Genomic DNA, 12,948 nt, shown 5'->3' with positions numbered 1-12,948 from the left:
GCTGAGTCGGCCGGGCCGGCCCGCTGACGGGCGCGGTGGGTCAGAGTGGTTCAGCCCGCTGCCGCGAGCAGTACGGTGCCGAAGAGTGCGAGTCCCGCGCCCGCCGCCTGGACCGGCCGCAGCCGTTCCTTGAGAACGCCGCGCGCCGCGAGCGCGGTGACGACCGGATAGAGCGAGGCGAGGACCGCGGCGACGGTCACCGGGCCGATGCGGGCGGCGAGGGCGTACGTCCCGTTGGCCGCGACATCCGCCAGGCCGACGAACCCGAGCGCGGGAAGACCGGCCACCAGCCCCCGCATGCCGCCCGCCCCGGGCAGGACAGGTGCTCCGCGACGCGCCGCCGCGTACAGGGCGGCCCCGCCCACCACCACATTGACCAGCCGGTGCACGAATAGGGCGAGAAAGAGCCCGGTGACGTTCGAGGACGCATGGGCGATCAGCGCCATCACCGAGCCGAAGCCGAACGCGGCGACGAGCGTGAGAAGGATCGTCTGACGCTGCACCGATGCGCCGCGCAGCTGCGGCCCACCGGCCAGGACGACGCCCGCCACGGCGACGACGATGCCCGCGTACTGCATCATCCCGGGGCGCTCGCCGAGGACGAAACCGACCGCGAGCGGCACCGCGACACTGCCGAGGGATCCGAGCGGCGAGACCACACCCATCGGGCCGAGTGCGAGCGCCCGGTAGAAGCAGAGCAGCGCGACCGTCCCCAGGACGCCGGCTGCCAACGCGAACCACAGCCGTGGCCCGGCCTCACTCCAGGCACCGGTGGCCAGGACGATCCCGCCCAGCACAACGGCGGCGATGCTCTGCGAGACGACGACCACGGTGAGGGCAGGGGTACGTCGCGCCAGCAGTCCGCCGCCGAAGTCGGCCAGCCCCCACAGGAGACTGGTGGCCAGGGCGAAGACGGCTGTCATGGCGGAACCTCGCAGTACAGTGGAGTGAACGCTGGAGTGCAGCACAGCGTAGTGCAACGGCCTGAACTCCACCAATCAATATATTGGACGGAACGTGTCGGATCTCGACCTGCTCACCCAGTCCCTGGCTCGCAATGTGAAGCGCTGGCGCACCGAGCGTGGCTTCACCCTTGACGGGCTGGCGGCCCGTGCCGGGGTCAGCCGCGGCATGCTCATCCAGATCGAACAGGCTCGTACGAACCCAAGCGTCGCCACCGTCGTCAAGATCGGTGACGCGCTCGGGGTGAGCATCGGCACGCTGCTCGACTACGAGCAGGGGCCCAAGGTGCGCATCGTGCCGCCCGACCAGAAGGTGCGGATGTGGTCCACCGAGGCCGGCAGCTCCAGCACCCTGCTCGCCGGAACCGAGGCCCCAGGGCCGCTCGAGCTGTGGTCGTGGCGGCTGATGCCAGGTGACAGCAGCAGCTCCGACCCGCACCCGCCCGGCACGGCGGAGCTGCTTCATGTGACGGCGGGGGAGCTGACGCTGATCGTGGACGGTGAGGAGTACCTCATCGGCTCCGGGACATCGGCGAGCTGGGAGGCCGGAGTCCCGCACGGCTACCGCAACGACGGCACCGAACCGGTCGAGATGACCATGGCCGTCTCCGTCCCGCCGGTCCGCTGAGCCGTTCAATCGACACCCGCCCGGCGGGTGTTAGCGTGCGGGCATGCGCGCTCCCATCGGAAACTTCGACGACGTCCGACCCGCCGCAGAGTGCCTGGACGAGCTGACCGCGCCCGTCGCCGAGGCCATCCGCGCCTGGAGCGGCACGGGAAGCCCCCAGCTTTCGGCCGAGGGTGCTCTGGCGGAGCACCTGCTGTACGTCGACACCGACCCGGAGCGGGCCGACACCGCCGCCTTCGTGGAGACCTACGGGGCGGATCTCCTGAACGCGTCGGCGAACTGCGTCGTCGTCGCCGGCAAGCGCGCCCAGGAGGTCACCCTGGCGGCCTGCGTGGTCTTGTCCGCCACCCGCGTGGACGTCAACGGCGTCGTCCGACGGCACCTCGGAGTGCGCAAGGCGTCGTTCGCGCCGATGGACACGGCGGTGGGGGAGACGGGGATGGAGTACGGCGGCATCACACCGGTCGGACTGCCCGCCGGCTGGCCGCTGCTTGTGGACGCGGCCGTCGTGGAGGCCCCGTACCTCGTCATCGGCAGCGGACGACGGCGCGGCAAGCTGCTCATCCCCGGCAAGGCGATCGCCGAGCTGCCCGGAGCCACCGTGGTGGAGGGACTTGGAGTGTGAGCCCGGGTGCCGCCCGATGACGCGGGGCGGGCGGCCTCAGCCCAGGCGCGGTAGCTCGATCGCCGGGCAGCGATCCATGACCATGTCGAGCCCCGCGGCCCGGGTGCGGGTGTATGCCGCTTCGTCGATGACACCGAGCTGGAACCAGACTGCCTGCGCGCCGATCTTCGCGGCCTCGTCGGCGACCGGACCGGCGAGCTCGCTGTTGACGAAGACGTCCACCACGTCGACGGGGAAGGGAATGGACGAGAGGGAGGGATATCCCTGCTCACCGTGGACGGTCTGGGCCTTGGGATGTACGGGCACAATCCGCTTCCCGTACCGCTGCAGAACGTCGGCGACGCCGTACGCGGCGCGGTTCTCGTTCGTGGACAGGCCCACCACGGCCCATGTGTCCCCGAGCTCGGTGAGGATCCTGCGGATGGTCCCGGGGTCGCCGTACATGCCCTGCCTCCTGTGTCCCGACTCTCTGCTCTTCTGCGGCAACCGGGATCACCTCCGGGAGATTCCCGCCTCGCGCCGCGCTGCTGCCCCTTCTCGAGCGGCTGGGCGACCTGCCGGCGCGGTGACTCCGTACGGTCAGGGCAAAGGCACGACCTCCGGCGCCCGGGAGCCTGCGGCGGAGGGGCCCGCCAGGGCGGCATAGGCTGGCGGAATGCAGGAGCAGTACCGGACGGTCGCGCGCGAGGGCGTGCACGAGATCGAGATCAACAAATCCCGCTTCCGCTGTGCGCTCGCCCCGGCCGCGACCGAGGAGGAAGCCCAGGAGTTCATCCAGCGCATCCGCAAGGAGCACCCCGGCGCCACCCACAACTGCTTCGCCTACGTCATCGGCGCCGGCGGCGGCATCCAGAAGGCGAGCGACGACGGCGAACCCGGCGGCACGGCCGGGGTCCCCATGCTGCAGATGCTGCTGCGCCGCGAGGTCCGCTACGTCGTGGCCGTCGTCACCCGCTACTACGGCGGCGTCAAGCTCGGGGCCGGCGGGCTCATCCGGGCCTACGGCGGCGCCGTCGGCGAAGCACTCGACCGGCTTGGCACCATCACCCGGCAGCGCTTCCGTCTGGCGACCGTCACCGTCGACCACCAGCGGGCCGGAAAGCTGGAGAACGACCTGCGAGCGACCGGGCGCGAGGTGCGCGACGTACGGTACGCCGCCGATGTCACCATCGAGGTCGGGCTGCCCGACGCGGACATTGACGCCTTCCGCGCCTGGCTCGCCGACAGCACCGCGGGCACAGCCGTCCTTGAACTGGGCGGCGAAGCGTACGGAACGGGGTAAACGAGCCGGATCGCAGGAATCGTTCGGAATAAGCCCGATACGGCGGTCCAGGCAACGGGGTGTCAGAGCCCACCGTTACAGTCGTGCACCATGCGACTGCTGCACACATCCGACTGGCACCTGGGGCGGTCGTTCCACCGGGTGAACCTCCTGGCCGCGCAGGCGGCGTTCGTCGACCACCTCGTGGAGACGGTCCGGGAGCAGCGGATCGACGCAGTGCTTGTCGCGGGCGACGTGTACGACCGGGCGGTGCCGCCGCTGGCCGCCATCGAGCTGTACGACGACGCCCTCCACCGCCTCGCCGGCCTCGGCGTACCCACGGTCGTGATCTCCGGGAACCACGACTCGGCCCGCAGGCTCGGCGTCGGCTCCCGGCTGATCGAGCGCGCCGGCATCCATCTGCGGACCGACCCCGCCACCTGCGCCACCCCGGTCCTGCTGGCCGACGAGCACGGCGAGGTCGCCGTCTACGGACTGCCGTACCTCGAACCGGCCCTGGTGCGCGAGCAGTTGGGCGCCGAGAAGACCGGGCATGCGGCGGTGCTCGGCGCGGCGATGGACCGCATCCGCGCCGACCTCGCCGCCCGGCCCGCGGGCACCCGGTCCGTCGTCCTCGCCCACGCCTTCGTCTCCGGAGCGACCGCCAGTGACAGCGAGCGCGACATCACCGTCGGCGGGGTCGCGGCCGTCCCCGCCGAGCTGTTCGACGGCGTGGACTACACCGCGCTCGGCCACCTGCACGGCTGTCAGACCCTCAGCGAGCGGATCCGCTACTCCGGCTCCCCGCTCGCCTACTCCTTCTCGGAAGTCGGCCACCGCAAGAGCATGTGGCTGATCGACCTGGGACCCGGCGGGGCCATCGCGGCGGAGCGGATCGACTGCCCGGTACCCCGGCCGCTGGCCAGAATCCGCGGCCACCTCGACGACCTCCTGGCCGACCCGGAACTCGAGCGCCACGAACAGTCCTGGGTTGAGGCGACCTTGACCGACGCGGTGCGCCCGTACGAGCCGATGGCCCGCCTGGCCCGGCGCTTCCCCCACATCCTCAACCTGGTCTTCGAGCCCGACCGGGCCCCCGAGGACCAGCTCGCGTCCTATGCCCAGCGGCTGCGAGGCCGTACGGACCAGCAGATCACCGAGGAGTTCGTGGCCCACGTACGCGGCGGGTGCGGCCCCGACGAGCAGGAACGGGCCGTACTGCGCGGCGCCTTGGACGACGTGCGCGTCGACGACACCCTCCGCGAGGTGGTGCGGTGAGGCTGCACCGGCTGCGGATCACCGCCTTCGGCCCCTTCAGCGGCACCCAGGAGGTCGACTTCGACGACCTCTCCGCCGCGGGCCTGTTCCTGCTGCATGGACCCACCGGCGCCGGCAAGACCTCCGTCCTCGACGCCGTCTGCTACGCCCTGTACGGCTCGGTGCCCGGCGCCCGGCAGCAGGGCCAGACACTGCGCAGCCATCACGCCGACCCGCTCACCCCCACCGAGGTGAGCCTTGAACTGACCGCCGCCGGGCGGCGGTTGGAGATCACCCGGCGCCCCGAGCAGCCGCGCCCCAAGAAGCGGGGCGCGGGATTCACCCGTGACAAGGCACAGACCTGGCTGCGCGAGTACGCGGGCGGTGAATGGAAGGCCCTCAGCCGCTCCCACCAGGAGACCGGTGAGGAGATCACCCAGCTGCTCGGTATGAGCAAGGAGCAGTTCTGCCAGGTGGTTCTCCTTCCGCAGGGCGACTTCGCGCGCTTTCTGCGGGCGGACGCCGAAGCCCGTGGCAAGCTCCTCGGCAGGCTCTTCGACACTCGCCGGTTCGCGGCGGTGGAGGAGCGGCTGGCCGAGCTGCGGCGTGTCGCTGAGAAGGAGGTGAGCAGCGGCGACGACCGGCTGCTCGCCCTGGCTCACCGTATGGCGCAAGCGGCGGGTGGCGCAGAGGAGTTGGGCGAGGTGGCGCCGGGTGAACCGGGGCTGGCCGACGCCGTGCTGGAGTGGGCCGCCGTCGCCCGAGCCGACGCCCGCGAGCGCCGTGACATCGCCGCCCTGGCGGTGCGGGCCGCCGAGTCCGCCTACCGCGAGACGCAGCGGCACAGCGACGCCGTACGGGAACGCGACCGCCTCCAGCGTGCGTACCGCGATGCTCGTCGGCGAGCGGACGAACTCGGGGCCATGGCAGGCGAGATGGAGCAGGTACGGGCCCGGCTCGACCGGGCGCGGGCGGCAGAGGCCGTCGTACCCGCCCTTGAACTGCGGGACGCCGCCGAGCGTCAGCACCGCAGGGCCGCCGCGACCCTGCGAGGGACCCGGGAGGCGCTGATCCGGGAGATGGCCGGGCTGGGGGGTCTGCCGGCCCCGCGCACGGGCGGCGCGCCCGTGTCGCCGTCTGCCGACGTCACGATCCCTCGCCCACTCGCCCCGGACACGGCGAGCGACCACGAACTCGCGGCGGCGCAGGGCGGCCTGCTTGCCGGTTCCGCGGATGCGGCGGCCCATGCCCGGCGCGACGTCTTCGGTCTCGCGCAGGCCGGAGCCGATCGGCTTGCCGACCTGGAGCGGCAGGTGCGTCAGGAGCTGGGCGGGCTGGCCGCCGCACAGCGGGCCGAGCAGAAGGCCACCCGACTCGCCGCCGAGCGCGCCACGCTCGACCGCGAAGCGCGCGCCGACGCCGAGGTGCTCCAGGAGGCCGCGGACTGGCTCGCCGACTGGGAGACCGTACGCACCGCCCATCAGCAGCGCATCGAGACGGCGCAGGAGGCCGCCACCCGAGCCGAGCAGCTCGGCGCACAGATCGACCGCGCCCGCGAGCGCCTCGACGCCGCCCGCCAGCGCGACCGCCTCGCTGCCGAAACCGCCGGCGCCGACGAGCGATGGCGGCTGGCCCGCGAGCGTGCCGCCGAGGCCCGCGACCACTGGCTCGGTCTGAAGGACCGCCGGCTGCGTGGGTTCGCCGCCGAGCTGGCCGCCCGGCTGAGCCCCGGCGAGCCGTGCGAGGTGTGCGGCGCCACCGAGCACCCGGCCCCCGCCCGCACCGAAGCGGACCACGTCGACCCCGATGTCGAGGAAGCGGCCCTGGAGGCGTATCAGCAGGTGGACGCCGAACGGGAGCAGGCCGACGCGGAATTGCGGGAGCTGCGCGAAGCCCTGGCCGCGGCCAGAGCGAACGCCGGTGACACTCCCACGGCCGAACTCCTCGAGAACGTCGAACGGTTGCAGCGCTCCTACGCCGAGGCCCATGCCGCCGCCGCGGACATGCATGCCGCCCGGGAGGCCCAGGACCGCGCCGAGCGCGAGTACGAGCGCCGCCGCACCCAGCAGCAGGACGCCGAGCGCCGTGCTGCCGGCCGTACCTCCCACCGCGAGGCCATCGCCCGCGAACAGGCCGACCTGGAGGCGGAAGTGGCCCGGGCCCGCGCGGGCGCGGCCAGCGTCGCCGAGCGTGCCGGCCACCTGGAGCGCCGCGCCGCCCTGCTGGCGGATGCCGCAGACGCCGTACGCGCCGAGGAAGCCACCGCCCAGCGGCTGAAGGAGGCCGACGCGCGACTCGCCGATGCCGCCTACCGCGCCGGCTTCGACACGCCGGAAGCCGCAGCCGACGCCGCACTCCCCGACGCTGAACGGCGCCGGCTGCAACACCGGCTCGACCAGTGGCAGGCCGAGTCCGCCGCGGTCGCCCGGGAGCTCGCCGACCTGCAAGCCGCGGCGGCCGCCGAACTGCCGCCCGCCGACCTGGCAGCCGCCCAGGACGCGGTGGAGGACGCCACCCGCCGGCTGCGCGCGGCCTCCGCGGCCGAAGGCGAGGCCCGCACCCGCTGCGCCGAGCTGGACCGGCTCTCCGCGCAGGCGCTCCAGGACGCGCGCCGGCTGGCCCCATTGCGCGAGCGGTACGAACGGGTGGCCCGGCTCGCCGGGCTCGCCGCCGGCACCTCCGCGGAGAACGAGCGCAAGATGCGCCTGGAGTCCTACGTCCTGGCCGCCCGGCTCGAACAGGTCGCGGCCGCCGCCAGTTTGCGTCTGCAGCGCATGTCGTCGGGGCGCTACACCCTGGTCCACTCCGACGCGCGGGCGGGCGGCCGCGGCCGCTCCGGCCTCGGGCTGCACGTCATCGACGCATGGACCGGCAGCGAACGCGACACCGCCACCCTCTCCGGCGGCGAGACCTTCTTCGCCTCACTGTCCCTCGCCCTCGGGCTCGCGGACGTCGTCACCGACGAGGCGGGCGGCACCCGCCTTGACACCCTCTTCATCGACGAGGGATTCGGCAGCCTTGACGAGCAGACACTCGACGAGGTCCTCGATGTTCTGGACTCGCTGCGCGAGCGGGACCGCACGGTCGGAATCGTCAGCCATGTCGCGGACCTGCGGCAGCGGATCCCGGCACAACTCGAAGTCGTCAAGGAGCGGGCCGGTTCGCGGATACGCCATCGGGCGGCGCCGGCTCCCGGCTGACCGGGCGGGGGGCGAGCGGCGAGGACGATCAGGATGTTCGACCGGGACCAGCCCACCCGCGCCCATTGCCTCAGAGCCGGGACAGCTCCTCGACCAGGTCGTCCAGTCCCAGCGAGCCCAGCGACAGCGCCGCCATGTGCCATCGCTTGGCGTCGAAAGCGTCCCCGTGCGCCTTCCGGGCCGCATCGCGCCCCGTCAGCCAGGCGCGCTCGCCGAGCTTGTAGCCGATCGCCTGCCCCGGCATGCCCAGGTACCGGATGAGCTCGCTGTCCACGAAGTCCGCCGGCCGCCCGCTGTGCATGCCGAAGAACTCCCGCGCCAGCTCGGGCGTCCACACCTCCCCGGGGTGATACGGCGAGTCGGCCGGGATCGGCAGCGACAGGTGCATGCCGATGTCGACGATGACGCGCGCGGAGCGCATCATCTGCGCGTCCAGGTAGCCCAGCCGCCGCTCCGGGTCGGTGAGGAAGCCCAGCTCGTCCATGAGCCGTTCCGCGTACAGCGCCCAGCCTTCGGCGTTCGCGCTGACCATGCCGACCGTGGCCTGGTAGCGGGAGAGCCGGTCCGCGACGTGCGCCCACTGCGCGAGTTGCAGATGGTGGCCGGGCACGCCTTCGTGGTACCAGGTCGACACCAGGTCGTAGACGGGAAAGCGGGTTTCGCCCATCGTCGGCAGCCAGGTGATGCCGGGCCGGGAGAAGTCCACCGACGGCTGGGTGTAGTACGGGGCCGCGGCCCCGCCGGGCGGCGCGATCCGCGACTCCACCCGCTTGACCCGCTCGGCCAGCTCGAAGTGGGTGCCGTCCAGCGCCTCGATCGCCTCGTCCATGAGGCCCTGCAGCCAGACCCGCACCTCCTCCACACCCTCGATGTGGGTGCCGTGCACATCCAGGTGCGCCAGCGCCTCCCAGGGGCTCGTGGCGCCCGGCAGGATCTTCTCCGCCTCGGTGCGCATCTCGCCAAGGATCCGGTGGTACTCCGACCAGCCGTACGCGTACGCCTCGTGCAGGTCGAGGTCCGTGCCGTTCCAGTAGCGCGACCAGCGGGCGTAGCGCTCACCGCCGACGACGTCCGGCGCGCCCTCGACCGTCGGCGCGTATGTGCCGGCCAGCCAGTCCCGCAGGTCGGCAACGGCCGCGGTGGCGCCGGCGGCAGCCTGGTCGAGCTCGGTGCGCAGCTCCTCGGGCGCCCCGTCGGTGAACTCCGCGAACCAGCCACGGCCCTCGCCGGCACCGACCCACTCGGTCAACTGCCCGATGACGGTGGACACCTGGCGGGGACCGGCCGGGAGCTTACGCGCGATTCCCTCGGCGAGCGAGGCACGGTAGCCCTCCAGCGCGGCAGGGACGGCGCGCAGCCGCTCCGCGACCGCTGCCCAGTCCTCGGCCGTCTCGGCCGGGGTCACGGTGAAGATTTCGCGCACGGAGTGCACCGGTGAGTGGATGTTGCTGACCGCGCGCAGGCCCTCCTGGGCCTCGTACACGGCCAGTTCGGCGGTCAGGCGCTCGCGCAGCAGCCGGCCGCAGCGGCGCTCGGCATCGTCATCGGCGCCGGGCCGAGCCTCGGCGGCATCGAGTTCCCTCAGGGTCGTGCGGGCCAGAGCGGCGAGTGCCTCCTGCCCGGCGGGGGAGAGGTCCGGCAGCCGCCGGGAGCTGTCGGGGTCACCCAGGAAGGTGCCGGTGATCGGGTCGAGTTGGACGAGCGCGTCGACGAAGGTGTCGGCGACCTGACGGGGCAGCGGACCGCTGGTGGATTCGGACATGCGCCCATCCTGGTACGGGACCGGGTCCCGCGTCACCACCATTCAAGCCGACGTTCCTGACGCGGGCGGCAGCAGCGGCCCGCACTCCCAGTGCTGGAAGATCAGCCGGGTCTCGACACGGGCCACCTCACGCCGTGAGGTGAACTCGTCCAGCACCAGACGCCGCAGGTCGGCGGTGTCGGCGACCGCGACATGCACCAGATAGTCGTCGGGCCCGGTCAGATGGAACAGCGCCCGGGACTCCGGCAGGGCACGCACGCGCTCGACGAAGGGGCCGATCAGCTCCCGGCGGTGCGGGCGAACCTGCACCATCAGCAGCGCCTCCAGCCCGCGCCCGAGCTTGGCCGGATCCACGCGCAGCTCATGCCTCAGGATCACCCCCGCGCGGCGCAGCCGCGCCACCCGGTCCAGGCAGGTCGAGGGCGCCACGCCCACCTCGGCCGCGAGGTCCCGGTACGTGGTCCGGGCATCGTTCTGCAGCAGGCGCAGAATCTGCAGATCCACCGGATCCAAAGGCACAGAATCGGACACTGGTCGAACGTAGCACGGTCTGTCGCCACCGGATCCCGGTGGTTGTTCACGATTCGGCCATGGATGCCATGGAGACGTCGGTGGCGGACACCCCGCCCTTCCCCCGGTCCCTCGCCACCGAGGCGGTGCACGCCGGCCGCGAGGATCTCGCGGAGCTCGGCCTGCACGCGCCGCCGCTGGATATGTCCACCACCTACCCGTCGTACGACAGCCGGGCGGAGGCCGCCCGGATCGACGCGTTCGCCGCGACCGGCGCGCAGCCGGACGGCCCGCCGGTGTACGCACGGCTGGACAACCCCACCACCGCCCGCTTCGAGACCGCCCTGGCCCGTCTCGAGGGCGCCGAGAGCGCGGTCGCCTTCGCCAGCGGTATGGCGGCTCTCACCGCCTGCCTCCAGGTGCGGCTCGGCATGGGGCTGCGGCATGCCGTCGCCGTCCGCCCGCTGTACGGCTGCAGCGACCACCTGCTGACCGCCGGCCTGCTCGGCAGCGAGGTGACCTGGGTGGACCCGGCCGGGATCGCCGATGCCATCCGGCCCGACACGGGGCTGGTGATGGTCGAGTCCCCGGCCAACCCGACGCTCGCGGAAGTCGACCTGCGGGCCGTCGCGCACGCCTGCGGCGAAGTCCCGCTGCTCGTCGACAACACCTTCGCCACGCCCGTACTGCAACGGCCCGTCGGGCAGGGCGCGCGGATCGTGCTGCACAGCGCGACGAAGTACCTGGGCGGGCACGGCGACGTCCTCGGCGGGATCGTCGCGTGCGACGAGGCGTTCGCGCGCAAACTGCGCCAGGTCCGCTTCGCCACCGGTGCGGTCCTGCACCCCTTCGCCGGCTATCTGCTGCTGCGCGGGCTGGCCACCCTGCCCGTACGGGTCCGGGCCGCATCGGCGACGGCCGCGCAGCTCGCCGAACGGCTGGCCGCCGACCCGCGCATCGCCCGCGTGCACTACCCGATGCTGGGCGGCGCGATGGTGGCCTTCGAGGTGCACGGCGACCCGCACGAGGTGATCGCCGGGGTGCGGCTGATCACCCCGGCGGTCAGCCTTGGCAGCGTCGACACCCTCATCCAGCACCCGGCGTCCATCAGCCACCGCATCGTGGACGAGGACGACCGCCGCTCGGCGGGGGTCAGCGACCGGCTGCTGCGGATGTCAGTCGGGTTGGAGGACGTGGAGGACCTGTGGCGGGACCTCGACCGTGCGCTCAGCTCCGGGCCGGCTCGTACGGCTGGTTCGACTCCTGGGGGCCGGCCGGGCCGTGCGGTCCGGGCAGGCACACTGGGGCCGGGGAGAGACGGGCGGTGATCACGAGGGTGCCCTCCTCGATCTGGTAGTCCAGCGGGAGGCCGAGGCCGCGCATGGCGGCGACCATCGCCGTGTTCGCCGCCTGCGTGACCGCGTACACGCTGTCGTAGCCCGCCTCGGTTGCCAGCGCCACCAGCCGCCGCAGCAGCTCGGCGCCGACGCCGCGCCGCTGCCAGGCGTCCTCGACAAGCAGGGCGATCTCGGCCTCGTCGCCATCCCACAGCAGGTGCCCCAGGGCGACGAGCCGGCCGGACGCGGTCTGCGCGGCGAGCGTACGGCCGAAGCGGGGGCTGAGCAGGTGGTTCAGATACCGGTCGGCGTCGGATACGGGGCCGTGGTAGCGCAGGCTCAGGGTGTGCGCGGAGCACCGCTCGTGCATCGCGCGGGCGGCTTCCAGATCCGCGGTGTCGGCCCGCTTGACGGTGATCTCATTGCCCTCGGGCAGCGTCAGCACGTCACGGCTGCGCGGCACCCGCGGGCCGAGCCGCGCGTCCAGCTCGACCAGGGCGCGAGCGCGCGCGAACTCCGTTGGTGTAAAGGGCAGATAGGGCCGCTCGACGACGATGGTTCCGTCCGAGGGGTCGCGCAGCTTCAGCACGGTGTCCTCCAGAACGCCTTCCGCCGGCACCGGCTCGCCCGTGGGCTGTCCGCCGAGCGTACGGGCGGGCAGGGAGCGGATCGTGCAGCGCCCCAGCAACTGGCGCAGGGCGAGCGGGAGTTCGGAGGTGTCCAGGGCGGTACGGGTCGCGAGAGTGAGCACGCGCGTCGGGGCGTCGACCAGGTCGTGGGCATCGGCCCGCTCGACCCAGGTGTCGCGGCCGCCGGCCGCCGCCACCTCACGGGTCAGCTCGGCGGCCGGCAGGTCGGCCGGAACGCGCAGCAGGAACTCGTCGACCGTGCCCCGGGAGAGCGGGTGGGTCTGCAGGGTGAGGATGTCCACCCGGCGGCGGGCCAGCGCCGTGCACAGCGCGCCGAGGCTGCCGGGCGCGTCGTGTACGGTCGTCCGCATCCGCCACAGGGCCGTGACGCCGGCGATACCGGCGGTGTCGCCGGGGCCGGGCGGTCCGGTGGGATGGCTGGCATCGCTGGTATCGGACGTCGGCGCAGCCTGGCCGTGGCGTCGGGCCCACCAGGTGTGGAAGCCTGCCGTGGCGGTCAGGGCGACGGCCGATGCCGCCAGCAGCACGGGCCCCTCCGGCCCGTGCGCGATCAGATTGGCGATCCCGTCAGCGACCGCAACGGCGGTGAACAGGGCCGCCAGTTCGACCAGGTCCCGCCGCCAGCGGTGCGGGCGGCGGGCACTCTTCGCAGAAGTTACGTCAGTCATGTCTGCACCCTGCCCGACAGGTGTTGCCTGATCACGAACGGTTTGTGTCCGATGAGTAAAGGGTGCGTCTGAGGGCTAATGTCTGGTT

The 12,948-nt window shown here is 72.8% G+C and carries 11 protein-coding genes; 6 read left to right on the top strand and 5 right to left on the bottom strand.

Annotated features, from left to right (window positions below):
• Window positions 1-50: 50 nt before the first annotated feature.
• Window positions 51-923, bottom strand: coding sequence for an EamA family transporter (locus ACY34J_RS03770; RefSeq protein WP_462725024.1), 873 nt, complete (start codon window positions 921-923; stop codon window positions 51-53).
• Between the two features lie 94 nt (window positions 924-1,017).
• On the opposite strand from ACY34J_RS03770, the gene ACY34J_RS03765 reads away from it, so the two are divergent.
• Complete coding sequence (locus ACY34J_RS03765; protein WP_462725023.1) at window positions 1,018-1,590, top strand: helix-turn-helix domain-containing protein; 573 nt, start codon at window positions 1,018-1,020, stop codon at window positions 1,588-1,590.
• A gap of 43 nt (window positions 1,591-1,633) precedes the next feature.
• Window positions 1,634-2,215 carry a YbaK/EbsC family protein gene (locus ACY34J_RS03760; RefSeq protein ID WP_462725022.1) on the top strand — a complete coding sequence of 194 codons (582 nt, stop codon included), beginning with the start codon at window positions 1,634-1,636 and terminating at the stop codon, window positions 2,213-2,215.
• A 36-nt stretch (window positions 2,216-2,251) separates the two neighbouring features.
• Here the strand turns inward: ACY34J_RS03760 and ACY34J_RS03755 are convergent, their stop codons facing one another.
• On the bottom strand, window positions 2,252-2,659 hold the full coding sequence (locus tag ACY34J_RS03755) for a CoA-binding protein (protein ID WP_462725021.1): 408 nt from the start codon (window positions 2,657-2,659) through the stop codon (window positions 2,252-2,254).
• Between the two features lie 211 nt (window positions 2,660-2,870).
• Here ACY34J_RS03755 and ACY34J_RS03750 point away from each other — a divergent pair, with 211 nt between their 5' ends.
• From ACY34J_RS03750 to ACY34J_RS03740, 3 genes are all read left to right on the top strand, one after another.
• Window positions 2,871-3,497: a YigZ family protein gene (locus ACY34J_RS03750; RefSeq protein ID WP_462725020.1), complete on the top strand. Its 627-nt coding sequence runs from the start codon at window positions 2,871-2,873 to the stop codon at window positions 3,495-3,497.
• 90 nt (window positions 3,498-3,587) lie between these two features.
• Window positions 3,588-4,754, top strand: coding sequence for an exonuclease SbcCD subunit D (locus ACY34J_RS03745; protein WP_462725019.1), 1,167 nt, complete (start codon window positions 3,588-3,590; stop codon window positions 4,752-4,754).
• A complete protein-coding gene (locus ACY34J_RS03740) occupies window positions 4,751-7,933 on the top strand; it encodes an AAA family ATPase (protein WP_462725018.1) in 3,183 nt (1,060 codons plus the stop codon). Before ACY34J_RS03745 ends, ACY34J_RS03740 begins: the two co-directional genes overlap by 4 nt.
• A 70-nt stretch (window positions 7,934-8,003) precedes the next feature.
• Here ACY34J_RS03740 and ACY34J_RS03735 read toward each other — a convergent pair whose 3' ends face one another.
• Both ACY34J_RS03735 and ACY34J_RS03730 read right to left on the bottom strand, forming a co-directional pair.
• Window positions 8,004-9,695: a DUF885 domain-containing protein gene (locus ACY34J_RS03735; protein ID WP_462725017.1), complete on the bottom strand. Its 1,692-nt coding sequence runs from the start codon at window positions 9,693-9,695 to the stop codon at window positions 8,004-8,006.
• Between the two features lie 42 nt (window positions 9,696-9,737).
• Window positions 9,738-10,226 carry an Lrp/AsnC family transcriptional regulator gene (locus ACY34J_RS03730; RefSeq protein WP_462725016.1) on the bottom strand — a complete coding sequence of 163 codons (489 nt, stop codon included), beginning with the start codon at window positions 10,224-10,226 and terminating at the stop codon, window positions 9,738-9,740.
• A gap of 59 nt (window positions 10,227-10,285) precedes the next feature.
• On the opposite strand from ACY34J_RS03730, the gene ACY34J_RS03725 reads away from it, so the two are divergent.
• Complete coding sequence (locus ACY34J_RS03725; protein ID WP_462725015.1) at window positions 10,286-11,533, top strand: trans-sulfuration enzyme family protein; 1,248 nt, start codon at window positions 10,286-10,288, stop codon at window positions 11,531-11,533.
• On the opposite strand, the gene ACY34J_RS03720 is transcribed toward ACY34J_RS03725, so the two are convergent.
• Window positions 11,433-12,860 (bottom strand): GNAT family N-acetyltransferase, encoded by a 1,428-nt coding sequence (locus tag ACY34J_RS03720; protein WP_462725014.1) that lies wholly within the window; start codon window positions 12,858-12,860, stop codon window positions 11,433-11,435. The two genes, ACY34J_RS03725 and ACY34J_RS03720, sit on opposite strands and share 101 nt — an antisense overlap.
• Window positions 12,861-12,948: the final 88 nt, after the last annotated feature.

It is taken from the genome of Streptomyces sp. HSS9-12, from assembly GCF_054963655.1.
This window is presented reverse-complemented; position numbering and strand designations above follow the sequence as displayed.

What these genes read in the sequence shown, in the direction of transcription:
- ACY34J_RS03725 (WP_462725015.1), top strand. Translation starts at nt 10,286, where the DNA reads ATGGATGCCATGGAGACGTCGGTGGCGGACACCCCGCCCTTCCCCCGG.
- ACY34J_RS03755 (WP_462725021.1), bottom strand. Translation starts at nt 2,659, where the DNA reads ATGTACGGCGACCCCGGGACCATCCGCAGGATCCTCACCGAGCTCGGG.
- ACY34J_RS03745 (WP_462725019.1), top strand. Translation starts at nt 3,588, where the DNA reads ATGCGACTGCTGCACACATCCGACTGGCACCTGGGGCGGTCGTTCCAC.
- ACY34J_RS03770 (WP_462725024.1), bottom strand. Translation starts at nt 923, where the DNA reads ATGACAGCCGTCTTCGCCCTGGCCACCAGTCTCCTGTGGGGGCTGGCC.
- ACY34J_RS03750 (WP_462725020.1), top strand. Translation starts at nt 2,871, where the DNA reads ATGCAGGAGCAGTACCGGACGGTCGCGCGCGAGGGCGTGCACGAGATC.
- ACY34J_RS03735 (WP_462725017.1), bottom strand. Translation starts at nt 9,695, where the DNA reads ATGTCCGAATCCACCAGCGGTCCGCTGCCCCGTCAGGTCGCCGACACC.
- ACY34J_RS03760 (WP_462725022.1), top strand. Translation starts at nt 1,634, where the DNA reads ATGCGCGCTCCCATCGGAAACTTCGACGACGTCCGACCCGCCGCAGAG.
- ACY34J_RS03720 (WP_462725014.1), bottom strand. Translation starts at nt 12,860, where the DNA reads ATGACTGACGTAACTTCTGCGAAGAGTGCCCGCCGCCCGCACCGCTGG.